This window comes from Nonomuraea sp. LPB2021202275-12-8 (assembly GCF_037044575.1).
In the GTDB taxonomy this organism is placed as follows: domain Bacteria; phylum Actinomycetota; class Actinomycetes; order Streptosporangiales; family Streptosporangiaceae; genus Nonomuraea.
Window position 1 is genome coordinate 127,317 of sequence record NZ_JBAHWD010000006.1, and the last position, 24,488, is coordinate 151,804.

Consider the following 24,488-nt stretch of genomic DNA (forward strand, 5'->3'; position numbering starts at 1 on the left):
TTTGACGTCCCCGATCCAAGAACCTGTTCCGCCTCGCGTCCGTCTCGCCGCCGAGGAAGGGAAACCGCTGAGCGATGGGCCGTCGTGAAACCCCGGTGGATCCCGGCAGCGGACCCGTCCAGCAGTTCGCCCTCGAACTGAGAAAGCTCCGCCAGGAGGCCGGCGGCATCACCTATCGGGTGATGGCGAAGCGCGCCGGTTATTCGGTCAGCACGCTCTCGCAGGCCGCGGCCGGGGAGCGGCTGGCGACGCTGCCGGTGGTCCTGGCCTATGTGGAGGCGTGCGGCGCGGATCGCGAGGAATGGGAGGAGCGCTGGCGGCAGGCCGCCGAGGACGCGGCTCTGCGATTCGCCGAAACGGATGACGAGGACGCCCCCTACCTCGGTCTGACCCGATTCGAGACGACGGACCGGCACCGGTTCTTCGGCCGCGACCGGCTCGTTTCCGAACTGCTCGACCTGGTGAGCCGGCGGCGGTTCGTCGCCGTTTTCGGGCCGTCGGGGATCGGCAAGTCCTCGATGCTGCGGGCGGGCCTGGTGCCGGCCGTGTCGGAGCGGTGGCCGGCGGGCGGGCGTCCGGGCGCGATCCGGCTGCTGACGCCCGGCGAGCGGCCGGCGCGGACGCACGGCACGCGTCTGAAGCAGCTCGAGGACGGCGCGGAGCTGCTCGTGCTGATCGACCAGTTCGAGGAGGTCTTCACGCTCTGCCGCGATCCGGCCGAGCGGGCGGAGTTCGTGGACATGGTGGTGGCGGCGGGCCGGGCGGAGAACCGTACGCGCGTCGTCATCGCCGTCCGGGCCGACTTCTACGGCCGCTGCGCCGAGCACCGGGCGCTCGCGGAAGCGTTGCAGGAGGCCAACCTGCTGGTCGGGCCGATGAGCGGGGAGGAGTTGCGGGAGGCGATCGTCAAGCCGGCCATGGCCGAGGGCCTGACCGTGGAGCGCGCCCTGACCGCGCGGGTCGTGCGAGAGGTGGCGGGCGAGCCCGGCGGCCTGCCCCTCATGTCGCACGCGTTGCTGGAAACGTGGCGCAGGCGTCGCGGGAAGGTGCTGACGGCGGCGACCTACACGGCCGCGGGCGGGGTGCGCGGCGCGCTCGCCCGCACGGCCGAGCGGGTCTATCTGGGGCTGACTTCCGACCAGGCCGCCCAGGCCCGCCGCATCCTGCTCCGGCTGGTCGATCCCGGGACGCGTGCGGACGGCGAGCCACAGGACACCAGGCGCCCCGCCGCGCACGCCGAGATCGTCACGGGCCGGGCGGACGCGGCGCTGGTCCTGGAACGCCTCGCCGGCGCCCGGCTGGTCACGATCCACGAGGACACGGTGGAGATCGCCCACGAGGCGCTCATCGCGTCCTGGCCGCGGCTGCGGGAGTGGATCGAGGACCAGCGCGACCGCCTGCACGCGCAACGGCGGCTCGGCGAGGCGGCCGCGATCTGGGCCGAGCTGGGCCGCGACCCCGGCGCGCTGTACCGAGGAGCCAGGCTCGCCGCCGCCCGCGAGCTCCTCATGGACGGTCCCCAAGGTCAGGAAGGGGCGGATCTCACCGCGCTGGAGCGCGACTTCCTGGACGCCGGCATCGCCCTGTCGCAGCGCAGGAGCCGTCGGCGCCGCCGGTTGGTCACCGTGCTGGCCACGCTGCTGGTCGCCTCGCTGGCCGGCGGCGGCCTGTCGGCCCACCAGGCCGGCCGGATCGCCGAGCAGCGCGACGAGGCCCGGGGCCGGGAGCTCGCGCACGTGGCCGGCAGCCTGCGGACGACCGACCCGGTCAGGGGGACGCTGCTCAGCGTCGCCGCCTGGCGGCTCGCGCCAGGTTCGGTCGAGTCCCGCGCCGGTCTGATGAACGCCCTGCACCAGCCGGAGGCGGACCTCTTCCGCGACCCGCCGGTCACGGGAGTCACGGCGCGGGCCGTGAGCGGCGACGGCGGCCTGCTGGCGAGCGCGAGCCAGGACGGCGTGCGCGTCTACGACGTGCGCACCGGCCGCCGCCTGGCGTCATGGCCGGCGACCGCCCTGGGCGGCGGCGTCCCCCAGCGCGCGGCGCTGAGCAGGAGCGGGCGCCTGGTGGCGGTGAGCACCCTGGACAGGGTCGCGGTGTGGGACTCGATGACCGGGCGGCTGCGCGGAGAGCGCACCGTGCCACCGGGGCCGGAGCCGATGCGTCCGGTGTTCGACGGCCACGACTCGGTCCTCGCCCTTCTGTACGGTCCGAGCGTGCACCTGCTGTGGGACGCGGATCGCGACCGGAGCTCGGCTCCCGGCTGGGAGGAGGAGAGCACCAGCCAGGTGAGCCTGTCCGGACAGGTGGCGGCCGTGGCCGGCGCTGACGGGGTGAACGTGTGGACACTCGACCGCTCCCGGCCGCGGTTCACCGTGCGCTGCGGCGGGCACGAGTCCGCCGCGGTCAGCCCGGACGGTACGACCCTGGCGTGCGGAGGCGCGCGGATCGAGCTGTGGGACGTCCGGACCGGCCGCCCGCTGGACCGGCCGCGAGCACCCGAGCAGTGGCCGTGGGATCCGACGGGAACGCCTTCGCAGCCGGGCGATCACAAGGAGCTGCGGTTCTCGCCGGACGCGCGGTTCCTGATCGGCGTGGACGGGCCCACCATCCGCGTGTGGAGAGTGGCGGACCAGCGCGAAGTGCTCCGCTACCGAGCCGGCGGCCCGGTCGCGGGCGCATGGGCCGACCCCGACGGGCACACGGTGCGCTACCTCCTCGACGACGCGGTCGTCAGCCTGGACCTCAGCCCCCCGGTCGCGCCGGCCGCGACGCTCGGCGACGGTCTCGGCCTCGACCTGAGCCCCGAGGCGCGCTGGCTGGCGGTGCGGGCGAGGGGCGCGCAGGTCCGGATCTGGGACGTGCAGCGGCGGCGGTTCGCCGGGGCCCTGCCCGATGTCGTCACCGCCCTGCCGGTGGTCTTCGACCCGCGGGGGCGCACCACGGTCACCCGCGAGCAGGGCGGGCTGATCCGGGTCTGGGACGTGCCGGGCCTGCGCGAGCTGTGGCGCACCCGGATCCCGGAGGAGGAGAGTTCCGGCGAGCACGTCGCGTTCAGCCCGGACGGCCGGACGCTCGCCGCGGTGTCCTACCGGCCGTTCCCGCCCGCCTCCTATCGCCTGCGCCTGTGGGACGCCCGCTCCGGCAGGCGGCTGAGCGACGTGCCGCTCGACGGCGACACCGGCGAGATCACGTTCAGCCGGGACGGCCGGAGCCTGGTCACCTCCTCCGGCCGCCTCGTCGACGTGGCGACCGGCAGGCCGACCGGCCTGAGTTACTCGGCCGGCGGCCTGGAGCACGTCACCGAGGTAGCGGTGAGCCCGGCCGGTGGACTGATGGCGACCAGCGGCGGGAGCAATCGGGTCGCGCTGTGGAACGTCCGCGGGCCCGCGGCGCTCCCGCCCACCGTCCAGGGCTCGCCCGGGCGGATCGAGCATCTGGCGTTCGCCCCCGCGGGCGACGTCCTGGCGACGGCGGGGGCGGACACCGTCCGGCTCTGGGACGTCGCCTCCAGACAGGGCCTCGGCGAGATCGTCCGGCCCGGCGGCCGGTTCGCCGCCCTCGCCTTCAGCCCGGACGGCGGCACGCTGCACGCCGCCGACGACGACGGCGCCGTGTACGAGCTCCCGGTGGCGCCGTCCCGGCTGGCCCGCGCCGTGTGCGGCCGAGCCGGGCGGACGCTCACCGAGCGGGAGTGGCGCGAGCACCTGCCTGACCTGGCATACCAGGACGTCTGCCACCCGTGACCCGCGCCGAGCCCGGCTTCGGCCGGGCTCGGCGTCATGCGTCTAGAACTTCACCTTCCGCAGGTAGCGGTATCCGACCTCCGCGGTCTGCCGGGGAGTGACGTCGGGGGTGTCGTTCTCCACGATGTACTCCACCACGCGGTGCTTGTCGAAGATCCGCCGGAAGTCGATGGTCCCGGTGCCGAGGTCGGCCATGTCGCCGTCGAGGTGGCGGTCCTTGACGTGGAACTGCAGCACGCGCTGCGGCGCCCTGCGGATGACGTCGAGGGTGAAGCGCACCGGGTCGGCGACGCCGCGCCCGATGCCGCCGGTGACCGCCCAGTAGATGTCGATCTCCAGGTGGACCAGGCGGGGGTCGAGCTCCGAGGTGAGGACGTCCCACGGCGTCTTCCCGCCGCCGAGGTCGGTCGTGAACTCGTGGGCGTGGTTGTGGTAGCCGTACCGCAGCCCGGCCGACCGGGCGGCCGCCGCCTCGACGTTCATCCGCTCGGCCCACGCCTTCCACTCGTCCAGGCTGTTGGAGCTCAGGTAGGGCACGACCATGAACGACTGGCCGAGCGTCAGCGCGTTGCTGATCTTCGTGTCGAGCGCGGCGTCGTCGGCGCTGATGCCGTCGTGGCTGGACGTGGGACGGATGCCGATGCCGTCGAGGAAGTCGCGCAGCTGCTGGGCCGTGCGACCGAAGTAGCCGAGCGCGAGCTCGACCTTGGGATAGCCGATCTCGGCCAGGTAGGTGAGGGTGGCGTCGTAGTTCTGGGCGAGGTCGTCGCGTACGGTCCAGAGCTGGATGCTGATCTGGCCCGGCGGGATGCGGTGCCTGCCGGGGCGGTGCGGGGTCGCCTCGGCGGGGGAGGCCGCGGCGAAGGTGGCCGCTCCGATCCCGAGGCCCGCGGCCAGCAGGGACCGCCTGCTGGGGCCGTATCCGTAACACATGTGGATCTCCTAAGGTGTGGGCTGGAGAACGACCTCGTCGCTGCCGGTCAGCGGGGGCAGGTCGCCGGTGCCGGCGTCGGTGTAGCTGGCGACGAAGACGCCGGTGAGGTCGTCGGTCTCCGGGTCGTGGCCGCTCGGCACGGTGGTCTGGATGGATCCCGTGCAGCCACGGGCCGTGGTCTGCGGATGGCCGTGGTCGTCGTGGCCGAGGATGTAGTCCACGGTCACCTCGGCGCAGTCCACCGTCTGGTCGTCGGTGACCCGCACCTCGAACTCGACGACGTCGCCGAACGAGAACTGCTGTCCTTCGACGGGCCGGACCAGCTCCACGACCGGCGCGGCGTTGCCGACCACGATCCGCACCGAGGTCGCCGCGCACCTGCCGCCGTCGTCGCAGACCCGGAGCGTGGCGTTGTAGAGGCCGTTGGCCGTATAGGTGAACGACGCCTCGGGACTGCGCGAGTCGACCCTGCCGTCGGCGTTGAAGTCCCAGGTGTAGCGGATCCGGTCGCCGTCCGGGTCGGTCGTCCCGGCGCTGGTGAACCGCACGGTGAGCGGCGCGTGGCCGGCGGTCACCGAGGCCCCGGCGACGGGGATGGGGCTGTGGTTGCCGTCCCTGCCGATGTAGTCGAAGCGCGACAGCTGGGCGTCCGGGTTCTCCTGGAAGTAGCCGTCGCCGTACTCCAGCACGTAGAGCGCGCCGTCGGGGCCGAACTCCAGATCCATCGGGTTGTCGAAGACGAGCGAGGGCAGCACGCTCTCGATCCGCCGCCCGTCGCGGTGGAACGCCTTGACGTAGTCGCGGGTCCACTCGTAGAAGAGCGGGACGCCGTCGTAGTAGTCAGGCCAGGCCACCGTGGCCCGGCCGCGCGTGTTGCGCGGGTCGAAGTCGTACGCCGGGCCGGCCATCGGGCCGATGCCGCCGGTGCCCAGTTCGGGGAACTCCGCCGAGGGGGCGTAGGAGTACCACACCTGCGGCTGCGTCACCGGCGGCAGCCGGCGCAGGCCGGTGTTGCGCGGCGACTCGTTGACCGGCGCCGCGCAGTCGAACGCCGGACCCGAGGCGCCGGTCGCGAAGTCGTAGTCGCGGTACGGGAGCCGCGCGGTCGCGCAGTAGGGCCAGCCGTAGTTGCCCGCCTTGCGGACCACCATCCACTTGCCGGTCCCCGCCGGGCCGCGCGCCGGATCGGCCTCGTCCTCGTCGGGCGAGTAGTCGGCCACGTAGAGGTCGCCGTTGGACCGGTTGAGCTCGATCCGGAACGGGTTGCGCAGGCCCATCGCGTAGATCTCCGGCCGCGTGCGCGCCGTACCGGGCGGGAAGAGGTTGCCGCGGGGGATCGTGTAGGACCCGTTGGCGCCGACCCTGATGCGCAGGATCTTGCCGCGCAGGTCGTTGGTGTTGCCGGAGCTGCGCTGCGCGTCGAACGCCGGATGCCGGTCGGCCCGCTCGTCGATGGGCGTGAAGCCGTCGGACTGGAACGGGTTGGTGTCGTCGCCGGTGGACAGGTAGAGGTCGCCGGCGGCGTCGAAGACGATGTCCCCGCCGACGTGACAGCAGATGCCGCGGTCCACGGGCACGTCGAGGATGCGCTGTTCGCTGCCGAGGCTGACCGTGGTGCCGGTGAAGCGGAACCGCGAGAGCCGGATCAGGCCCTTGAAGGGCGCGAAGTCGGCCGGCGTGCCGGTGAACGGGGCGTCGCCCTCGTTGACGTCGGGCGTGGCCGGGTCGTCGATCGGGGTGTCGAGCGGCGGGGAGTAGTAGAGATAGATCCAGTCGTCCTTCTTGGACCCCTTGCCGAAGCCGGGGCTGAGGGCGATGCTCTGCAGCCCCTCCTCGTCATGCTGGTAGACGTCGAGGCGCGCGGCCAGCGTGTTGAGGCCGGTCTTCGGGTCGTGCAGCCAGACCTCACCGGTCCGGGTGGTGTGCAGCACCCTCGAATCCGGTAACACTGCCAGGTCTACCGGCTCGCCCGGGTTGTCGTTGAGTGTCACCTTCTGGAACTGGTCGTCGGGCGGCGGCGCCGCGGTGCCGGCGCTTCCGGCGGCCTGTGAGGCGGCGGCCGGCATGAGGATCGCCGCGGCAGTCATGGCCGCGATCGCGGTTCTCGCTCTCATGCCTCTCCCTTCCGTCACGTGAGGGGATAAACGGGAGCAAATTAACGTGAATGTAACCCGAGTTACGCCGATCGGGGAGGGCCTAATCGCGCGACGACGATGCACTTTCGCCGTCGCGTCGGACAAAGTCGCCGCCACCTCGGGAGTCCTGGGACGGGTGCGGTGTCATCCGAGCAGGATTTCGGTTGTTGTAGCCTGGATCGCGAGTGATGGGACCCAAGGAGACCAGACGTGATAGGTGACGACGACATTTCCGGGTGATACCGGCAAGTGATCGGCCCCCGGCAGGTGAGCGCGAGCCCCGCCGGCAGCGGCCGTTTCGTCGTTCCACGTTCCTGTCCCCTGCCGGGCGGCCGCGGTGCGCCCGCGTCACACGTACGAGGTCATTCGCATGTCCGATGCGTTCATCATCTGCTCCAACCTGTCCTTCTCCTGGCCTGACGACACGCCCGTCTTCAGCGACCTCTCCTTCACCGTGGGCGGCGGCCGTACGGGCCTCGTCGCGCCGAACGGCGCCGGCAAGAGCACCCTGCTCAAGCTGATCGCCGGCGAGTACCGGCCCGGCGGCGGCAGCGTGTCCGTCCAGGGTGTGCTCGGCTACCTGCCGCAGAGCCTGCCGCTCACCGGCGACCTGACCGTGGCCGAGGTCCTGGGCATCGCCCCGGTGATCGCCGCGCTGGACGCCATCGAGGGCGGGGACGCGAGCGAGGAGCACTTCACCACGATCGGCAACGACTGGGACATCGAGGAACGCACCCGCGCCCAGCTCGACCGGCTCGGCCTCGGCGACATCTCCTTCACCCGCCGCCTGCACACCCTCAGCGGCGGCCAGGTCATCTCCCTCGGGCTGGCGGCGCAGTTGCTGAAGCGGCCCGACGTCCTGCTGCTCGACGAGCCGACCAACAACCTCGACCTCGACGCGCGCCGCAAGCTCTACACCGTGCTGGAGGACTGGAGCGGCTGCCTGCTCCTGGTCAGCCACGACCGGGCGCTGCTCGACCGCATGGACCGCATCGCCGAGCTCGACCAGGGCGAGGTCCGCTTCTACGGCGGGAACTTCACCGAGTACGAGGAGGCCGTACAAGGAGAGCAGGAGGTCGCGGAGAAGAACATCCGCAACGCCGAGCAGGAGCTGAAGCGCGAGAAGCGGGAGATGCAGCAGGCCCGCGAGCGGGCCGAGCGCCGGGCGAGCAACGCCTCCCGCAACCTCAAGAACGCCGGCCTGCCGCGGATCTTCGCCGGGAACATGAAGCGGGGCGCCCAGGAGTCGGCGGGGCGCTCGGGCCAGGTGCACGCCTCGCGCGTCGGCGAGGCCAAGGCCCGGCTCGACGAGGCCGGCCGTGCCCTGCGCGACGACCAGAAGATCGTGCTGAACCTGCCGGGAACGAACGTCCCGGCCGGGCGTACGGTCTTTCTCGGCGAGCGGTTGCAGGCCCGCTACGGCGAGCGGCCCCTGTTCGCCGGGAAGGGCGTCGACCTGACCGTCCGGGGCCCCGAGCGGATCGCGCTCACCGGCCCCAACGGTGCCGGCAAGTCCACCCTGCTGCGCCTGATCAACGGCGAACTGGAGCCGGAGGGCGGCCATGTCAGGCGGGCCGGCGGCCGGGTCGCCTACCTGTCACAGCGGCTGGACCTGCTGGACCTCGACCGGACCGTGGCGGAGAACCTGGCCGCGTTCGCGCCGGCGATGCCGGAGGCGCAGCGGATGAACCTGCTCGCCCGGTTCCTGTTCCGAGGCTCGCGAGCGCACCTGCCGGTCGGGGTGCTGTCCGGCGGCGAGCGGCTGCGCGCGACCCTGGCCTGTGTCCTGTGCGCCGAGCCGGCGCCCCAGTTGCTGCTGCTTGACGAGCCCACCAACAACCTCGACCTGGTCAGCATCGGCCAGTTGGAGAGCGCGCTCGGCGCGTACGAGGGGGCGTTCGTGGTGGTCAGCCACGACGAACGGTTCATGGCGGAGATCAAGGTGAACCGCTGGCTGCGCCTGTCGGAGGGCCTCCTGCTGGAGACCGGAGGGCCGGCGCCTGCCTGACGCGCCCGCATGCGAAACCGCCGCGCGAGGGCGTCCTCGCGCGGCGGTCCCGATTCGGTCGATGTGTTCCGGCTACTGGCTTACGCGCGTCGACTCAGCGGTGCCTGCGTCGTGTCCTGTCCCTGTTCTCCTCCCCGGGCGGGTCGGTCGGATTCGGTGCCGTCCCGATGGTCGGAGCGGCCACCGCCGGTGGCGGTGACCCCGCCGCGCCGGCGGACAGAGCGGCGGGCGTCGCGGCGACTGTGGATGCCGCCACGGCGGCAGCGAGAAGCAGTCGGTTCAGCATCGTTGGTCACTCCGTTTCGTGAGAAACGTCCCAGCTGATCTGGGCGGACGGAGCGTCGACTTGGGTTCCCGGGATACGCCCGTGCGGCGCGCGGAACATCCATCAGCCTAGCCGCGCCCGCCCGGCGGAGTCTCTCGGCCGGAGGCAAAACCTGATTACGGAGAGCCGACTTCCGACCCTGATTCGCCGCTTGCCCAGTGGGTACACGGGAGCGCCCTGCAACCGGGACTCGGGCGAGCCGCAACTCAGCTATATCCGTTTGCGCATGCTTTGAGGAAAACAGAGATCCGCGTCCGTACCTCCAAACGGCAGATTCCGGTCTTCGGGAGGTACTTAATGCACCGCAGAGTCGCCCTGCTCTCCGCCGTCGCGCTCACCGTTGCAGGCGCCCTGGTGCCCGCGGGCGCCGCACAGGCCAGTGCTCCGGCCGGCCTCGACCCCAGGCCGGCGCGATGGTCAGCGACGGACTCCTCGTCGGAACGCAGGACCGTGCAGCAGTACTGGACACCGCAGCGCATGCTGGCGGCGCAGCCGCTGGCGGCGCCAGAACCGCGGCGCGGCATCCGGTCGAGCAGGCCGACCCAGGGCACCCCGTGGGCGACCCGCGGCGCCTCGGCCACCACGCCCCGGCAGCGCACCCAGTGGAACGTTCGCGCCGCCTCGACCGGCGTCCAGCGGCAGGCTCTGGTGCCCAACAGCCCCGGCCTGCGATGGACCGACGGCGGCGCGGTCGTGCGCACCACCGGGCGCGTCTTCTTCACCACCGCCGGCGGCCAGAACTCCTCCTGCTCCGGCACGGCCGTGACCAGCGCCAACGAGAGCGTCGTGATGACCGCGGGACACTGCGTCAAGCTGAACGGCCGCTCCCACCGCAACTGGGTGTTCGTCCCGGGCTTCGACAACGGCAGGCGACCGTTCGGCACCTGGGTGGCCAGCAGGTTGCTGACGACCCAGCAGTGGAACGCGCGCGAGGACATCAACTTCGACATCGCCGCCGCCGTGCTCGCGCCGCTGCAGGGCCGGACGCTGACCGACGTCGTGGGCGGGCAGGGAGTGGCGTTCAACCAGGCCAGGCGACGGCAGATGTTCTCCTTCGGCTATCCGGCGGCGGCGCCCTTCGACGGCTCGCGGCTCATCTACTGCAGCGGGCGCGCGTTCGACGACACCGTCCAGACCCGGGACCTGGGGCTGCGCTGCGACATGACCGGCGGGGCGAGCGGCGGCCCGTGGTTCCAGGGGTTCGACGAGTCCACCGGGCTCGGCTGGCTGAACTCCGTCAACAGCTTCAAGTACGACTTCGCGCCGAATTTCATGTTCGGCCCCTTCTTCGGCAACGAGGCGATGGCCGTCTATCAGGCAGCGCAGACCACCAACGCGCTCTGAGGCCCTGCGACGACCGCCGAAATCCGCTCCCGCCTCGTCCTCACCCTTGGACGGGGCGGACCTGTCGTCCATTCGCCTGAACGCCCTTGCCGGACACCGGCAGCGCGGGAATGCCCGTCCCCGTCCGGGGGTTGTGGGGCTTGGGGGCAAAGAAACCGAAGGAGCGACTTCATGAGCGCAACCACACAGACCGCGATTCTCGCCGGGGGCTGCTTCTGGGGCATGCAGGATCTCATCCGCAAGCAGCCCGGCGTCGTCTCCACCAGGGTCGGCTACAGCGGAGGCGACGTGCCGAACGCCACCTACCGCAACCACGGCACGCACGCCGAGGCGATCGAGATCGTCTTCGACCCGGAGCGCACCTCTTACCGGGACGTCCTGGAGTTCTTCTTCCAGATCCACGACCCGACGACGAAGGACCGCCAGGGCAACGACATCGGCCTCAGCTACCGGTCCGCCATCTTCTACCTCGACGACGAGCAGAAGAAGGTCGCGGAGGACACGATCGCCGACGTGAACGCCTCGGGCCTGTGGCCCGGCACGGTGGTCACCGAGGTCGCACCGGCCGGCCCGTTCTGGGAGGCCGAGCCCGAGCACCAGGACTACCTGGAGCACTATCCCAACGGCTACACCTGCCACTTCATCCGGCCGGGATGGAAGCTTCCGCGCCGGGCCGAGCAGAGCGCCTGACACCGCGCTCACCGGGGCAGGTTCTCCGGCGAACGGGGCCGGCGACGAGCAGTGCGCCCAGGGCCGAGGCGGCGCCGAGGAGGCCGATGCCGGCCCACAGCACCTCCGCCCCCAGGGGCAGCAGTGCCGTGCCGGCCACCGGCGCGAGGACCGCACCCGCCGACCAGCTCATGCCGGAGACGCCGGCGTAGGTGCCCTGGAGTCCCCGGGGCGCCAGGGCGGCCACGATCGTGGGGACGGTGCCCGCGACGAGGATCTCCCCCGCGGTCCAGACCGCCACCGTCAGCGCGAGGCCGAGCGCGTCGTGCACGAGGGCGGTGAGCGCGAAACCGGTCGCGACGACGGCGGTTCCGGCGGCGAGGACCCGGCAGGGGTCCCGTCGCGCCACCCACGGCCCCGATCAGCGGCTGTACCGCGATGACGAGGACGCCGTTGAGCGCCATGGCCAGGAGCCGTACCAGCCGAACCTGGTCTACCCCGCGCCCGGCGTCGGCACGGTCTGGTCGCACGGGATCGTCCCCACCACCGGCGCGCTCGACGCCCTCATCGGGCGGACCCGCGCACGGATCCTCGTCACCCTCAGCGCCGCCGCCACGACGAGCATCCTGGCGCGACGGCTCTCCATGGCGCCCGGCGCGGTCAGCCAGCATCTGAAGGTGCTGGGTGAGAGCGGCCTGGTCACCCGCCGTCGCAGCGGTCGCGAGGTGTTCTACGAGCGATCCCAGCTCGGTGACACGTTGTGCGCGGCCTCGTGACGGCCTACTCTTTGAGTAAACGTTTATTCAATGGATGGGCGATGACGAGGACACGCAGGGAACAGGCCGAGTGGCGGCGCGAGCAGCTGCTCGACGCGGCACTGGCCGCCTTCGCCCGCAAGGGCGTGGACGGCGCGTCGGTCAAGGACGTCGCGGAGGCGGCAGGGGTGACGCCCGGCCTGCTCTACCGCTACTTCGACAGCAAGGAAGCCCTGGTCGAGACGCTGCTCACCGAGCGGGGCTTCCTGCCCCGGCTGCGCGAGCTGCTGATGGCCGACAATCAGGGCCGGCCCGCCAGACACGTGCTGGCCGAGCTGCTGGGCGCCTTCGACGCGCTGCTCGCCGACAACGCCGACCTCATGGCGGTGTTCTTCAGCGCCACACAGGCCCGCGCGGCACTGGCGGAGCTGGTCGGCGAGGGCCAGCGGCTGATCGGCGACTTCCTGGCCGCCCGGGTCGCAGCCGGCGAGCTGCGCCCGCACGACACGGTGACGGCGGCGCGCACCCTGTTCGCCACCGTAGCCATCGGCCGCAGGACCGGCTCCCCTGTCGACGTCGAACACCTCGTCGACCTGCTCTTCCCCCACGAAAGGTAGGCCACGATGCGAACCGAGAACGCTCGATGCTGTGTGGTCGGCGGTGGCCCGGCGGGGATCATGGCCGGCCTGCTGCTGGCCCGCCAGGGAGTCGAGGTGATCGTGCTGGAGAAGCACGCCGACTTCCTCAGGGACTTCAGGGGCGACACGGTTCACCCCTCCACCCTGGAGCTGATCGCCGAGCTGGGCTGGATCGAGGAGTTCCTCCGGCTGCCGCACAGCAAGATGCCCGACGTCACCGTGAACCTCGGCGGCCGGGCCGTCACCTTCGCCGACTTCAGCCGGCTGAAGGTACGGTGCCCGTACATCGCCTTCATGCCGCAGTGGGACGTGCTCGACTTCCTGGCCGGCAAGGCGGCGGCGTACCCCTCCTTCCGGTTGCTGCGCAGCACCGCGGCGACCGAGCTGATCACCGAGGACGGCCGGGCCGCCGGCGTGCTCGCGACCAGCGCCGAAGGGCAGGTCGAGGTGCGCGCCGACCTGGTGATCGCCGCGGACGGCCGCCACTCCACCATCCGCGCGAGCGCAGGCCTTGAGCCCGTGGCCGGCTCGCCGCCCATGGACGTGCTGTGGTTCCGGCTCCCCCGCCGCGAGAGCGATCGGGTGCCCTTCTTCCAGGGCGGCAAGGGCGCGCTGATCTCCATCGACAGGGGTGATTTCTGGCAGCTCGCCCACACGATCCCGACCGCCGCGTTCGCCGGGATCAAGGAGGCGGGCCTGCCGGCCTTCCGGGAACGGATCGCGGACCTGGCGCCGGACCTGCGCGACCGCGTCGGCCAGATCGACGGCTGGGACCAGGTGCACCAGCTCACGGTGCGGGTCGACCGGCTGCGACGCTGGCACCGGCCGGGGCTGCTGTGCATCGGCGACGCCGCCCACGCCATGTCGCCCGCGGGCGGCGTGGGCATCAACCTCGCGGTGCAGGACGCGGTGGCCGCCGCCAACCTGCTCGGCCCCGCCCTCCTGCGGCCCGGCGTCCCCGGCGAGGCCGACCTGGCCAGGGTCCAGTCGCGCAGGCAGCGCGCCACGAAGGTGACCCAGGCCTTCCAGCTCGGCATCCTGCGCGACCTTTATCCCAAGGACCTGGCCGACGACACGACCGGGCACGTGCCACCGATCTTCACCGCGTTCCGGGCCCTGCCGCCGCTACGTCACCTCATGGGCCGCTTCATCGGCCTGGGAGTGCGGCCGGAGCACATCGCCGGCTGATCCCGCCGTCACGGGGTTGACCCGAGGGCCTCCAGCACGCGATCGACGTCGTCGGCGGTGTTGTAGACGTGGAAACTGGCGCGGACCTTCGCAGCCCGTACGGCCGCCCGGATGCCGGCCGCCGCCAGCCGCTCGCCGGGGGCGTCGACGGCGACGATGGCCGTATCGGAGGGCTCCAGGCCGAGGCCCGCCCTGAAGCGGTTGGCCAGGGCGACGTCATGGTCGTGGATCCGCTGGACGCCGAGCTCGGTCGCTGCTGCCGTGCCGCCAGGAGGTGAGCACGGCCTGCAGTTCCTCGAAGGCGCGGCGCTGAGGCAGGCCGTAGGAGGCGGTGTTGAGCCAGCCGGGACCGGCATCCCAGAGTGCGCCTGCGGTGGCGAGGTCCATGGGATCAGCCTAGATCGCCTCATGTGGCGAGCCCCGGCCACCCTGCGGCCGTTCGGCCCGCGCAATATTCCGGGTATTCCATTCCCTTCATCGAATTGTTCTTCTGTACCGCTCAGACGGCCCGTCCGTGTATGTAGCACCACCGCCAGGCCTGTTCCGGCTCCAGCGCGCCGACCACGGGGTGGTCGGTCTCCCGGTAATGCTCCTTGGCGTGACCACCCGGTGAGTCGTCGGAGCAGGCGACCCACCCACACGACAGGCATGTCAGCAGGCGTTTCCAGTGCAGGCCGAGTGCCAGGCAGCCCGCGCATTCCGGCGGACCGCGCTCGACGCTCGGAGACATCCCTAGGTGCTCGCAGCGAGGCGCCTGACCGTTCAGGCCGGCGCGTGCGGTCTCCATGCCATCCGTGATCGGAGTCATGGCGGCCCCCTCAGTGTGACAGCGACGCGAGGTGCGCCGACTGATCACTGCCACTCAACCCGATGGACAAAACAGCGGAAAGGGGCATTTTCAGCAAGGCCCATCACCTGCCGCGATCGCTGGGCCCGGCAACGCGGCTGTTGAAAGGTGTAGAATTAAATTACCGAGGATATTCGAATGCCGACAATAGAGTCGGCACGTCCGGCGGTGTTTTCACCATTACGGCCCCAGCGGGCCGAGACAGCCGGTCCAGCATGACGACAGCGCAGACCATTTCCCCCGTGGCGATTCCCGGCACCCGTGCGCCTTCGACGCCGGAGGCATCCGTGAGGCTGAGCCTGGCGCCCGCGCGCGACCATCCGGGGCCGGTCGACGGAGCCTGGTGGCCGCGATCGACCGACGCGGGGGCGGAGCTTCCCGGCCTCATCGCGGCGGTGGATCAGCGGCTGGATGTCATGACGCTGCGGGTGGGGCTGCACATCGACGCATGGGACGACATTCCCCGCAGGATCCCGGCCCCCGGCAGAGCGGTCAGGGTCGGCTGGTTCCGCTCCATGGACGAGCAGCTGGTGACGTTGAGCATCAACGGCAAGCAGGGCATCACGCTTCAGGTGATACCGCCGGACGCCACGCAGGAGTCGGCGCAGGCGGCGTTCGATCGAGCAGTCGCCGACCCGGACGGCGGCCGGCATCTCACCGCGCGAACCGCGACGCTGGAGGAGCGGGACGAACGCCGCACGTGACGACGGGGCGAGCCCGCCCCGCGGCCCCCGCTGGGCTCAGTGACGGGGCCCGATGACCGAGAGAGTGCGGTCCAGGCCGGTGATGCGCAGAAGACGGGTCATGTACGGGCGCGGCGCCCTCAGCGCGAGGGCGATCCCCTGCTGCCGGGCACGGCGCTGGATGCCGACCATGACGCCCAGGCCGGAGGCGTCGCAGAACGACATCCGGGACAGGTCGAGGATGAGCAGGTCGGTGCTGTAGCGCAGCACGCCGAGCAGCTGGCGCCGCAGGGCCTTGCTGGTGAAGATGTCGATCTCGCCGGACAGGTTGACGGTGGTCGGATCGGCCGGGCTCGCCCTGTTGAGCTGGGGGGCTCTGTCGATGACGGTCATGATGCTCTCCGATCGGAGAAGGAGTGAGGCTCAAGCCGGCCGAGAACGGCAGGCGGGCTGCCGGACGGTGCCGCCGGCTCGAGGCCGACCGAGTCTTCGGCGGGAGTAGGGACACCATGCCCCGTCCACACCGGCTCGCCGATCCGGCAGGGGACTGAGGCTGAGACGGATCGCGGAATCGACCTCGGGAACCGCCGAGGCTATGGCACTCAGCGGGTGAAGATGAGAAAGAAGCGTTGGCGTCATGGTCGCCTGGCCTGTCCAAGCCCTCTGACAAGGGGCCCTGAGCGGTCTATCGCCGCGAACGACGCCGACTGATGCCAACGCACGAAAAGTTCTTGGTAACTCCTAGTATACGCCACCGATGCCCTGCGTGCGGGAACCACGTGATCATCCGGCGGGACGATCGCCTTCCTCCGGGTCGTCGTGCATGCCCGCGTCGAGGAGGTACGCGCCCGCATCGTGCAGGGTGATGCCGTAGCTGTCGGGAGTGGTCTCCCCGCTCGCCTCGGTGACCGCCTTGAACCGGGTCTCGCGGGTCGGGCCGTCACCGGTCAGGTGGCCGCACAGCCGGCCCTCGCGGTCGTAGACGGCCCAGTGGCCCGCGCTGACCTGCGGCAGTGCGGCCGGGTTGTCCTTGAGCCACTGCGCGTGGGACGCGTGGTCGAACTGCTTCCCGGCTTGGCTCTGCTGGGTGTCCTCCACGGCGGCGCTGCCGTTGCTGTCGCGAACGGTACTCATGTCGTCTGTCGCTCTCAGATAGGAGGCGCCCCCCGAAACGTCAGAGGAACACTCCCGAGCCTACCTCCAGTGGGGGCGCCCACCGAGGCTGCCGCGAGGTGTCAGCCGGCCGTCTGGTCTTCGGCGGCCAGCCAGCCGAGGCGCTCGGACAGGGTCCGGGCGGAACTGACGATGGCGCGGACGTGCTCGGACTCATCACCGGCTCGCCACAGGATGGACCACGGATAGGCCGAAACCGGTTCGGTCAGCGGCCGCCAGGTGCTCCCGGGCAGCGCCGAGACGCACGAGGACGGCACGCAGTAGAGGCACCGCCCCTGGGCGACCAGATCTGCCGCGGCCCGGATGCTCTCCACGGTCCCCTCGTAAACCGTCGGCGTGAACCCCGCCGACCGGCACAGCTCCACGACGAACTCGTTGAACTCGGGCGCCTGCCCGGCCCCGGCGAGCAGCAGCGGCTCCCGGGCCAGGTCCGCCACCGGCACACCGGCCGACCCGGAGAAACGGTGACCGGCAGGAACCAGCACTCCCAGCGGATCCCGGCGAAACAGCAGGGAGGCCACCTGCGGCGGCGCGAGTGAAGCCCGGCCGATCCCCACGTCCAACCGGCCGTCGACGATGAGCTGGTACTGCTCGGGGACCCCCGCCTCTATCTGATGGATCACCAGATCCGGGTGCCGGGCCTGCGCCTCGTGCAGGATCTGCGGCATCGAATCGTAGGCTGCGTCGGTGATGCCCACCCGCAACCCCGGCGAGGCGCCCACCGCACTGCGGGCCACCGTCACCGCCCGCTCCACGTGAGCCAGGATCTGACGAGCCTCGACCAGGAACACCGCGCCGGAAGCGGTCAGATCCACATGGTGCGTGCTGCGCTCCAGCAACGTCACGCCCAACTCGCGCTCCAACCGCTGGATCTGCTGGCTCAACGCCGACTGCACGATGTGCTCGCGCGCCGCCGCCCGGCCGAAATGCAATTCCTCAGCCAAGGTCACGAAATATCGAAGCTGGCGCAGCTCCATGCCCCCAGCTCCCCGTCATCCACGCGATCGTCAGCGAAGCTCCACTTGCGATAGTGCCAGATCAGCGCGACGGGTGACCACTGCCATCGCGCTCGGTGATGAGCTTTGCTCGGAATGCCCGTTTCCGCTGGCCCAGCCATCGCATTCACTGAGAAGGATCGAGTCCCGCATCGCGCGAATGACGGCGCACGGGCGAGCCAGGTGGCGAGGTGGAAGAGGCCTATGACGATCTCTGAACGGGCGACGGACTACGACGGCGTATCAGCCTTCCAGGATGACGGCGAGCACGTGCCGGTCGGCAGGGCACAGGCCGGGCTGACCATGGCGATCGTGGTGCTGCCCTTCGTCGCGCTGGGCGCCGGGATCTGGCTGGCGTGGGGAACCGGGGTCAGCCTCACCGACCTGGTGCTGGCCGGCGTCTTCTACGTGGTGACCGGGTTCGGGGTGACCGTCGGCTTCCACCGCATGCTCACCCACGGGTCCCTCTCCGCGCGGCCGTGGCTGCGGGTGGCCCTGGCGGTCGCCGGGTCGATGGGCTTCCAGGGCAATCTGATCGACTGGGTGGCGGTACACCGACGCCACCACGCCTTCACCGACCGGCCGGGAGATCCGCACTCCCCCTATCGGTACGGCACCCACCTGCGCGGGCAGCTCCGGGGGCTTGCCCACGCCCATCTGGGCTGGCTGTTCATCGACGATCAGACGCCGGCCGCCCGCTATGCCCCCGACCTGCTCGCCGATCCGGCGATGGTGCGGGTGGCCCGCGCCTTCCCCGCGCTGTGCGCCGTGTCGCTGGCGCTGCCGTTCGCGGCCGGCTGGGCCATCAGCGGCAGCCTGTACGGCGGGCTGACCGCATTCCTGTGGGCCGGTCTGGTACGCGTCGCGCTGCTGCAGCACGTCACCTGGAGCGTCAACTCGCTGTGCCACGTGGTCGGCAGGAGGCCGTTCACCACGCGCGGCCACGACCGCGCGACGAACCTGTGGCCGCTGGCGCTGCTGTCGTTCGGCGAGAGCTGGCACAACGGCCACCACAGCGACCCGACCTCCGCCCGCCACGGCCTCGGCCGGCACCAGATCGACCCCTCCGCCGGGCTGATCCGCCTGTTCGAGCGGTTCGGCTGGGCGAGCGACGTCCGCTGGCCCACTCCCGACCGCATCCAGCGGCACCTCCGGACCACCGTCCCGGCCAGGCGCTGACCGGTCTCAAGTGGCGCATCGACACCATTGAGCGCATCGTGCCGGGAGGACTGGCCCCGGACACGCTCAAGCGCGCCGGTGAGTCCTCCCCCGGCCTGCTGGCCAGGGCCTTCGCCACCGCTGAGAGCTCCGGGCGACTCGGGAACGAGTGGCAGAAGATGATCGAACACCATCAGGTCGTTAGGCGTTCCTGCTTACGACGAGAAAGGCTCACCCGGTCTTCCTGACGGTCGAGCGGCCCGGAGTCGCTACGACTGCTGTGCTCTGCCCCACCGAGCGGCCAGCCGCCCCGCGTACTCCCTGAAGGCCAGCGTCAGGGCCAGGGTCTCGGGGCCGAGCAGCAGGCCGGCGCAGAGCAGCCGGTACCAGAACCCGGCGGTCAGGGGCCCCTCGGCCAGACCTTCTGCCGCCCAGCGCAGGACCTCCACGAAGACCGGCAGCAGCAGCAGCCAGAACCAGACGGCCACACCGAGCCCCCCGGCCAGCCACACCCAGCGGAACCAGCGCCCGGCACGCAGGTCGGCCTCGCTGGCGTCCGCGAGTTCCTCGGCCTCGTCGGGCGTCAGCCGGCCGAACGCCCGCCGCAGCATCAGCGACTTCACACGCCACAGGTTGCGGCAGCCGAGGGCGTTGACCAGCACCGCATAGAGGTCCGTACGGAGGAAGACCAGGCACTGCCAGAGCATCTGCATGACCTTGATGAACACCCAGGCGGCCAGGAGCGACCCAACCAGTTCCGGGGCCGGCCAGGCGCCGATGTCGATCAGGAGCCGGCCGGCGAGCAGCACGGCGAGCAGAGCGGAGTCCACGGCGAGGCCCGCCAGCAGGGGGCCGTACCGCTGGCGACGCGGCAACGTCCAGAGCTGGGTGAGGTCCGTCTCGAAGACGAGCATGATCATGCGGCGGTCGACGCCGAAGCGGGTCTGGATGCCGAGTGCCCGCGCGCCGAGCCAGTGGCCGACCTCGTGGCTGGCCGCCGCGAACCAGACGAAAGGCAGCCAGGCCAGTGCGCTCAGCCCGATGTCATCGAAGGGGAAGGCGTCCCGCGCCGGGTCGGGGATCAAGGCCGGTCGGAGGGCGAAGACGCCCAGCGCGAAGAGCAGGCAGCCGGCGTAGCAGGCCCAGGCCACGCGGCCGAAGAAGGGGCGTACGGCCTGCGGGCTGACGCTGGTCATCCACCGGCGGGCCTGGATGGGCGCCGTGCGTACGGGCTCCGGCGTCTGGGAGGACTCGTCACCGGCGTCATCGGCCAGGAAGCCGAGCTCCCCGAGTACCTCCACGAACGACGGCACGTTCACCGGCTCACCGGCGAACTCCTCGGCCTCGGCCGCCGCCTCCTCGAGGCTCGCCCCCCGCTGGAGGGCGCCGATCACCACTCCGCCGACCGCCGGGATCGTGACGAACGTGCCGGTGGCGGGGTCGCCGACCAGCACCTCGTTCTGTCCCTCGGGCACGACGCTGAGCGGCCGGAGCCTGACCGTGCCCGTGCCTGTGCCGGGAGTGGTGGTCACCGGCCTGCACCCCCGCGCGGCGGCGCCAGCCGACAGACCTCGCAATCGGGGTTGGCGGGCAGGGCCTGCCACTCGGGCAGCAGGCCCTTGCGAAGATCGAGGGTTACCCGGAACCCGGCCGCGCGGGGCGGTTCGTACCCGGTGAGGTAGCGCTGTGCCTCGAACGCGAGCAGCGAGCCGACCTGCATCGCCATCGGCCCGGTGAGCGGGTTGCTCAGCTTCATGTTCTCCACGAGCCGGTACGCGATCGCCTCCGAGCCGTCGCCGATGGGCCGGTCCTCGTAATCGCAGGCCAGGCACGGTGTCCGGCCCGGATCCACGGACAGATACATCACCTGCGTGCGGTTCGCGCCGCCCAGGACGTACGGGACTCCGGCCCGGACCGCGGATTCGTTCGCCCAGAGGTTGGCGTGCGGATGGCCGTCGAGGCCGCCCGCGATCAGGTCGATGCCCTGGACCAGATCCGCGAGGTCCTCGGGGGCGGAGATCCAGCGGTCGACGGCGTTCACCTTGATGTTGGGGTCGTAGTCGCGCACCCAGGCGGCCGCGCGCTCGGCCTTCGACAGGCCGAGGTCCGCATGCCGGTAGAGGAACTGCCTGGCGAAGTTACGGGATTCGACGCGGTCCTGATCGACCAGCGTCATCTCGCCGACGCCGAGCCCGGCCAGGCACTGAACGAGGGAGGAGCCGCCTCCGCCGACACCGAGCACCAGGATGTGGGCCTCCCGCATCGACCGCTGGAACCCGGCGCGGTGGCGGTTCAGTGCGGCGTAGCTTCCGTAGAAGCTCAGGTTGGAGAATTGCCGCTCGTCCTCGCCCGGGTCACCAAGGCTTCTGCCGTCGGCGCTCTCGACCAGGCCCAGCGAGTCGAGCCCGCTCAGGCCCTGGCCGACGTCCTCCTCGGAGACGTCGAACCCGTGCCCGCCGAGGGCGGTGCTCAGCTCGGCCGCGGTCTGGGGAGCCCGGCGCAACTCGCTCAGGAGCGCGGCCACCTGCCCGTCGGGATCGCTGAGTGTGATCGCCTCACGAGCGTCGAAGACCACCACCAGGTCCTCGCCGGCCTGCTCCCATTCACATTCCTTCAACGCCACACGCATCGTGCCTCCCGCGCCAGTACGCATGTCGGGCCTCGCGGGGAGAGGCGACGGCGCGCATGATCTGAGCGTCGTTCTCCGCTCCCTCCCCGCGAGAGAAATCGCCAGGCGGTGTCAGTGCCTCAGGTGGCGGGGTTCTGGGTGGCCTTGACGGATTCGACCTTCTTGACCTTGATCTCCATGATGTTGCTCCTCGTGAGGTTTGTGCGGCTTGAGTGCCACTTGGGAAAACAGTGCACCTTGGTACTGATATGGCGCTTATTTTCAGCTGAGGCGGGGTTAGGCTTCGGTGATCATGCAGGGCATGCGCGGAGGCACCGGGTGGCTGGAGACAAGAAAGATTGACCGTGGACGGCGTTGAGTTCCGACTGCTGGGACCGGTAGGAGTGTGGGACGCCGGGCGATGGCTCAGCCCCTCCAGCGCCCAGCAGCGGACCGTGCTGGCGATGTTGTTGCTCGAAACGGGACGGCCCGTGCCCGTAGCGCGGTTGGAGAACGCGATCTGGGGCGCCGAATCGCCCGAGTCAGCCCGGAACGCCGTGCAGGGGCACATCTCCAGGCTTCGCCGGCTGCTGGCGCCGCACGCGGCGGTCGAGCTGGCGACCTCGGCCCGCGGCTACTGCCTGACGGTGGAGCGCGACCGCATCGACCTGTACCGCTTCAGGGAGCTGGTACGCGAGGCCGGTGGCGAGCAGGAGCCGGAACGCGCCATAGAGCTGCTGCGCGAGGGACTGGCGTGGTGGCAGGGCGCACCACTGGCCGACGTCGCGGGAAAGTGGCTGCCCGACGTCGTCGTACCGGCTCTCGAGGAGGAGCGGCTGGCGGCTCTGGAGCGGCGGGCCGCGCTCGACCTCCGGCAGGGGCGCCATCAGGAGGTCGCGGCGGAGCTGACGGCCCTGGTCGGTGAGAACCCGCTGCGGGAACGGCCGGTGTCCCTGCTCATGACGGCGTTGGTGCGTTGCGACCGGAGGACCGAGGCGCTGGCCGTCTTCCGTCGTGTCAGGCGCCGGTTCGCCGAGGAGCTGGGCATCGAGCCCGGAGACGAGCTACAACGCCTCCACCAGGCGATCCTCGCCGGCCGCGAGGACACGTCAGGAACGACGCCTCCCGCGGCCGTCATCGCCGTGCCGCGCCACCTCCCTCCGGACACCGAGCTGTTCACAGCCCGCGAGGAGGAGCTGGCCGCCCTTGACCGGCTCACGCTCCCGGCGGCCTCCCATTCCTCACCCTCCACGCAGGTGATGGCTCCCTGTGTCATCACCGGAACCGGCGGCGTCGGCAAGACCACCCTGGCCGTGCACTGGGCGCACCGGGCCCGCGACCGGTTCCCCGACGGTCAGCTCTACGTGAACCTCCAGGGGTACGGGCCCACCCACGTCGCCCGGCCGCCGGCCGAGGCGGTGCGGCTCTTTCTGGACGCTCTGCAGGTGCCCGCCGAGATGGTGCCGGCCACGTTGGAGGCGCAGGTCGGGCTCTACCGCAGCCTGCTGGCCGAGCGCCGCATGCTGATCCTGCTCGACAACGCCCTCGATACCGACCAGGTTCGGCCGCTGCTGCCGAACGCGCCCGGCTGCCTGGCACTGGTCACCAGCCGCGTCGAGCTGATCGGCCTGGTCGCGGCGGAGGGCGCCAACACGTTGTCGCTCGGGCTGTTCTCACCCGAGCACTCCCGCGAGCTCCTGACGCGCCGGCTTGGTGTGGCGAAGGTGGGCGCCGAGCCGCGCGCGGTCGACGACATCGTCTCCCGGTGCGCCGGGCTGCCGCTGGCCCTGGCGATCGTGGCCGCCCGCGCCCACACCCGCCCGGCGTTCCCTCTGGGCCCCCTGATCTCGGGCCTCCACGGGGCCACCGATCACGACGATGACGACGGTGACGACGGTGACGACGATCGCGCTGACGGCGGACGGGTCGACGGTCTGGACGTCTTCGACGGCGGCGACGCCTCGACGAACATGCGTATCGTCTTCTCCTGGTCCTACCGCGCGCTTTCCCCCAACGCCGCACGCCTGTTCCGCCTGCGCGGCCTCCTGCCGACGCCCGAGATCTCCACCACCGCGGCGGCCAGCCTGGCCGGGATCCCGGTACGGCACGCCCGCCGCCTGCTGACCGAGCTCGCCCGGGCGAACATGGCGACGGAGCGCTCCCCGGGGCGTTACGGCTGGCACGACCTGCTCCAGACCTATGCCGAGGAGCTGACCCGCCAGCACGACTCCGAGGCGGAGCGCCACGAGGCGCTGCACCGGCTCCTCGACCACTACCTGCACAGCGCCCGCCTCGGTGACAGGCTCCTGGACCTGTACCACCGCGTACCCCTGGCCCCGGCGCCACCGCGGACCGGTGTGGTCCTGGCCCGCATCACCGACCGCGCGCAGAGCGAGGCCTGGTTCGCCCGCGAGCACCGGACGCTCCTGGCGGCCATCCGGCACGCCGCGCGGCTCGGGTTCGACAGGCACGCCTGGCAACTGGCCGGCGCCTGCTGGGGCTTCCTGTCCCAGGAGGGGCGCTCCGATGACCAGGTCGCCATGCATCACATCGCGCTCGAGGCGGCGGCGCGGCTGAACGACCCCGCCGCGCAGGCCCATGCCCACGTCGGGCTCGCCCAGGCCCTCATCCGGCTGGGCCAGGACGAAACGAGCGAATCCCACCTGCGCGAGGCGCTCGACCTGTTCGGCGGACTGCGTGATCACGTTGGTCAGGCGCTCTGCCTCATCTATCGCAGCGTTCTGAAGGACCGTCGCGGCCAGTACGGGGAAGGGCTGGACCTGAGCGTGCTGGCGCTCCGGTTCTATCAGGCGGCCGGCGACCGCGCGGGCGAGGGCAGGGCCCTGAACAACATCGGCTGGTTCCACGCCCAGCGCGGAGCGTACGAGGAGGCGCTGCGCCGCTGCCAAGAGGCCCTGGCCATCCACCGCGAGCTGAACGATCTGCCCGGCGAGTCCGCCACCCTCGACAGCTTGGGCCACCTCCATCACCTGCTCGGTCAGTACGAGGAGGCGATCTCCTACTACCGCCGATCTCTCGCGTGGCGCCAGCGCGGCAAGCGCGCACTCGGCGCGCGGACCCTGCGGCGGCTGGGCGAGGCGCAGCTGGCGGCGGGCCGGCTGCACGAGGGCCGCGCCGCCCTCCGCCAAGCACTCGACCTCGTCGTCGAGCTCGCCCCCGGGGACGCCGACGCACTCCGTGCCCGAATCGACGGGCTGACCGATCCGGAAGAACCATCGGTTTAGGATCGCCACACTCCGACAACCGGGGAGGACCGCCGCCGAA

At 71.3% G+C, this 24,488-nt stretch carries 20 protein-coding genes; 10 read left to right on the forward strand and 10 right to left on the reverse strand.

What is annotated here, in order from left to right; genetic code table 11:
• The first annotated feature begins 74 nt into the window (after window positions 1-74).
• The gene (locus V5E28_RS13820; RefSeq protein WP_336207242.1) at window positions 75-3,743 is read left to right on the forward strand and encodes an nSTAND1 domain-containing NTPase; all 3,669 of its coding nucleotides are present in this window, start codon (window positions 75-77) and stop codon (window positions 3,741-3,743) included.
• A 42-nt stretch (window positions 3,744-3,785) separates the two neighbouring features.
• On the opposite strand, the gene V5E28_RS13825 is transcribed toward V5E28_RS13820, so the two are convergent.
• The gene (locus tag V5E28_RS13825; protein WP_336207243.1) at window positions 3,786-4,676 is read right to left on the reverse strand and encodes a sugar phosphate isomerase/epimerase family protein; all 891 of its coding nucleotides are present in this window, start codon (window positions 4,674-4,676) and stop codon (window positions 3,786-3,788) included.
• A 9-nt stretch (window positions 4,677-4,685) separates the two neighbouring features.
• Window positions 4,686-6,791, reverse strand: a complete 2,106-nt coding sequence (locus tag V5E28_RS13830) for a PQQ-dependent sugar dehydrogenase (RefSeq protein ID WP_336207244.1) — start codon at window positions 6,789-6,791, stop codon at window positions 4,686-4,688.
• A gap of 391 nt (window positions 6,792-7,182) precedes the next feature.
• Between V5E28_RS13830 and abc-f the strand changes: the two genes are divergently transcribed.
• The 3 genes from abc-f to msrA all read left to right on the forward strand — a co-directional run bounded on the left by abc-f (window position 7,183) and on the right by msrA (window position 11,179).
• A complete protein-coding gene (gene abc-f / locus V5E28_RS13835; protein ID WP_336207245.1) occupies window positions 7,183-8,820 on the forward strand; it encodes a ribosomal protection-like ABC-F family protein in 1,638 nt (545 codons plus the stop codon).
• Between the two features lie 622 nt (window positions 8,821-9,442).
• Window positions 9,443-10,489, forward strand: a complete 1,047-nt coding sequence (locus V5E28_RS13840; protein WP_336207246.1) for a trypsin-like serine peptidase — start codon at window positions 9,443-9,445, stop codon at window positions 10,487-10,489.
• A 171-nt stretch (window positions 10,490-10,660) separates the two neighbouring features.
• Window positions 10,661-11,179 carry a peptide-methionine (S)-S-oxide reductase MsrA gene (gene msrA, locus V5E28_RS13845; protein ID WP_336207247.1) on the forward strand — a complete coding sequence of 173 codons (519 nt, stop codon included), beginning with the start codon at window positions 10,661-10,663 and terminating at the stop codon, window positions 11,177-11,179.
• On the opposite strand, the gene V5E28_RS13850 is transcribed toward msrA, so the two are convergent.
• A complete protein-coding gene (locus V5E28_RS13850; protein ID WP_336207248.1) occupies window positions 11,130-11,489 on the reverse strand; it encodes a hypothetical protein in 360 nt (119 codons plus the stop codon). The two genes, msrA and V5E28_RS13850, sit on opposite strands and share 50 nt — an antisense overlap.
• Window positions 11,490-11,496: 7 nt before the next feature.
• Between V5E28_RS13850 and V5E28_RS13855 the strand changes: the two genes are divergently transcribed.
• Genes V5E28_RS13855 through V5E28_RS13865 form a run of 3 tightly spaced genes read left to right on the forward strand, consistent with a single transcriptional unit; the run spans window position 11,497 to window position 13,739 of the window.
• Window positions 11,497-11,934, forward strand: coding sequence for an ArsR/SmtB family transcription factor (locus tag V5E28_RS13855; protein ID WP_336207249.1), 438 nt, complete (start codon window positions 11,497-11,499; stop codon window positions 11,932-11,934).
• Window positions 11,935-11,975: 41 nt separating this feature from the next.
• Window positions 11,976-12,530: a TetR/AcrR family transcriptional regulator gene (locus V5E28_RS13860; protein ID WP_336207250.1), complete on the forward strand. Its 555-nt coding sequence runs from the start codon at window positions 11,976-11,978 to the stop codon at window positions 12,528-12,530.
• 6 nt (window positions 12,531-12,536) lie between these two features.
• Complete coding sequence (locus V5E28_RS13865; protein WP_336207251.1) at window positions 12,537-13,739, forward strand: FAD-dependent oxidoreductase; 1,203 nt, start codon at window positions 12,537-12,539, stop codon at window positions 13,737-13,739.
• 8 nt (window positions 13,740-13,747) lie between these two features.
• Here V5E28_RS13865 and V5E28_RS13870 read toward each other — a convergent pair whose 3' ends face one another.
• Both V5E28_RS13870 and V5E28_RS13875 read right to left on the reverse strand, forming a co-directional pair.
• Window positions 13,748-14,095: a hypothetical protein gene (locus tag V5E28_RS13870; RefSeq protein ID WP_336207252.1), complete on the reverse strand. Its 348-nt coding sequence runs from the start codon at window positions 14,093-14,095 to the stop codon at window positions 13,748-13,750.
• Window positions 14,096-14,238: 143 nt separating this feature from the next.
• Complete coding sequence (locus tag V5E28_RS13875; protein WP_336207253.1) at window positions 14,239-14,547, reverse strand: UBP-type zinc finger domain-containing protein; 309 nt, start codon at window positions 14,545-14,547, stop codon at window positions 14,239-14,241.
• A gap of 326 nt (window positions 14,548-14,873) precedes the next feature.
• Here V5E28_RS13875 and V5E28_RS13880 point away from each other — a divergent pair, with 326 nt between their 5' ends.
• Window positions 14,874-15,290, forward strand: coding sequence for a DUF5994 family protein (locus V5E28_RS13880; protein ID WP_336207254.1), 417 nt, complete (start codon window positions 14,874-14,876; stop codon window positions 15,288-15,290).
• A gap of 36 nt (window positions 15,291-15,326) precedes the next feature.
• On the opposite strand, the gene V5E28_RS13885 is transcribed toward V5E28_RS13880, so the two are convergent.
• From V5E28_RS13885 to V5E28_RS13895, 3 genes are all read right to left on the reverse strand, one after another.
• Window positions 15,327-15,662: an STAS domain-containing protein gene (locus V5E28_RS13885; protein ID WP_336207255.1), complete on the reverse strand. Its 336-nt coding sequence runs from the start codon at window positions 15,660-15,662 to the stop codon at window positions 15,327-15,329.
• A gap of 390 nt (window positions 15,663-16,052) precedes the next feature.
• Window positions 16,053-16,403: a hypothetical protein gene (locus tag V5E28_RS13890; RefSeq protein ID WP_336207256.1), complete on the reverse strand. Its 351-nt coding sequence runs from the start codon at window positions 16,401-16,403 to the stop codon at window positions 16,053-16,055.
• Between the two features lie 101 nt (window positions 16,404-16,504).
• Entirely contained in the window at window positions 16,505-17,419 is a 915-nt protein-coding gene (locus V5E28_RS13895) for a LysR substrate-binding domain-containing protein (protein ID WP_336207257.1), read from the reverse strand.
• 222 nt (window positions 17,420-17,641) lie between these two features.
• Between V5E28_RS13895 and V5E28_RS13900 the strand changes: the two genes are divergently transcribed.
• Window positions 17,642-18,616, forward strand: a complete 975-nt coding sequence (locus tag V5E28_RS13900) for an acyl-CoA desaturase (RefSeq protein ID WP_336207258.1) — start codon at window positions 17,642-17,644, stop codon at window positions 18,614-18,616.
• A gap of 248 nt (window positions 18,617-18,864) precedes the next feature.
• Here the strand turns inward: V5E28_RS13900 and V5E28_RS13905 are convergent, their stop codons facing one another.
• Entirely contained in the window at window positions 18,865-20,127 is a 1,263-nt protein-coding gene (locus V5E28_RS13905; RefSeq protein WP_336207259.1) for a hypothetical protein, read from the reverse strand.
• Window positions 20,124-21,224, reverse strand: coding sequence for a HesA/MoeB/ThiF family protein (locus V5E28_RS13910; protein ID WP_336207260.1), 1,101 nt, complete (start codon window positions 21,222-21,224; stop codon window positions 20,124-20,126). The genes V5E28_RS13905 and V5E28_RS13910 overlap by 4 nt, the downstream gene beginning before the upstream one ends.
• 344 nt (window positions 21,225-21,568) lie before the next feature.
• Here V5E28_RS13910 and V5E28_RS13915 point away from each other — a divergent pair, with 344 nt between their 5' ends.
• A complete protein-coding gene (locus V5E28_RS13915; protein ID WP_336207261.1) occupies window positions 21,569-24,448 on the forward strand; it encodes an AfsR/SARP family transcriptional regulator in 2,880 nt (959 codons plus the stop codon).
• The last annotated feature ends 40 nt before the right edge of the window (window positions 24,449-24,488 follow it).

Bases quoted from the DNA above. Each gene is read 5' to 3' on its own strand.
- V5E28_RS13825 (WP_336207243.1), bottom strand. From the start codon at position 4,676: ATGTGTTACGGATACGGCCCCAGCAGGCGGTCCCTGCTGGCCGCGGGC.
- V5E28_RS13820 (WP_336207242.1), top strand. From the start codon at position 75: ATGGGCCGTCGTGAAACCCCGGTGGATCCCGGCAGCGGACCCGTCCAG.
- V5E28_RS13910 (WP_336207260.1), bottom strand. From the start codon at position 21,224: ATGCGTGTGGCGTTGAAGGAATGTGAATGGGAGCAGGCCGGCGAGGAC.
- V5E28_RS13890 (WP_336207256.1), bottom strand. From the start codon at position 16,403: ATGAGTACCGTTCGCGACAGCAACGGCAGCGCCGCCGTGGAGGACACC.
- V5E28_RS13870 (WP_336207252.1), bottom strand. From the start codon at position 14,095: ATGCCGGTCCCGGCTGGCTCAACACCGCCTCCTACGGCCTGCCTCAGC.
- V5E28_RS13900 (WP_336207258.1), top strand. From the start codon at position 17,642: ATGACGATCTCTGAACGGGCGACGGACTACGACGGCGTATCAGCCTTC.
- V5E28_RS13860 (WP_336207250.1), top strand. From the start codon at position 11,976: ATGACGAGGACACGCAGGGAACAGGCCGAGTGGCGGCGCGAGCAGCTG.
- V5E28_RS13875 (WP_336207253.1), bottom strand. From the start codon at position 14,547: ATGACTCCGATCACGGATGGCATGGAGACCGCACGCGCCGGCCTGAAC.
- V5E28_RS13885 (WP_336207255.1), bottom strand. From the start codon at position 15,662: ATGACCGTCATCGACAGAGCCCCCCAGCTCAACAGGGCGAGCCCGGCC.
- V5E28_RS13830 (WP_336207244.1), bottom strand. From the start codon at position 6,791: ATGAGAGCGAGAACCGCGATCGCGGCCATGACTGCCGCGGCGATCCTC.
- abc-f (WP_336207245.1), top strand. From the start codon at position 7,183: ATGTCCGATGCGTTCATCATCTGCTCCAACCTGTCCTTCTCCTGGCCT.
- V5E28_RS13840 (WP_336207246.1), top strand. From the start codon at position 9,443: ATGCACCGCAGAGTCGCCCTGCTCTCCGCCGTCGCGCTCACCGTTGCA.
- V5E28_RS13895 (WP_336207257.1), bottom strand. From the start codon at position 17,419: ATGGAGCTGCGCCAGCTTCGATATTTCGTGACCTTGGCTGAGGAATTG.
- V5E28_RS13865 (WP_336207251.1), top strand. From the start codon at position 12,537: ATGCGAACCGAGAACGCTCGATGCTGTGTGGTCGGCGGTGGCCCGGCG.
- msrA (WP_336207247.1), top strand. From the start codon at position 10,661: ATGAGCGCAACCACACAGACCGCGATTCTCGCCGGGGGCTGCTTCTGG.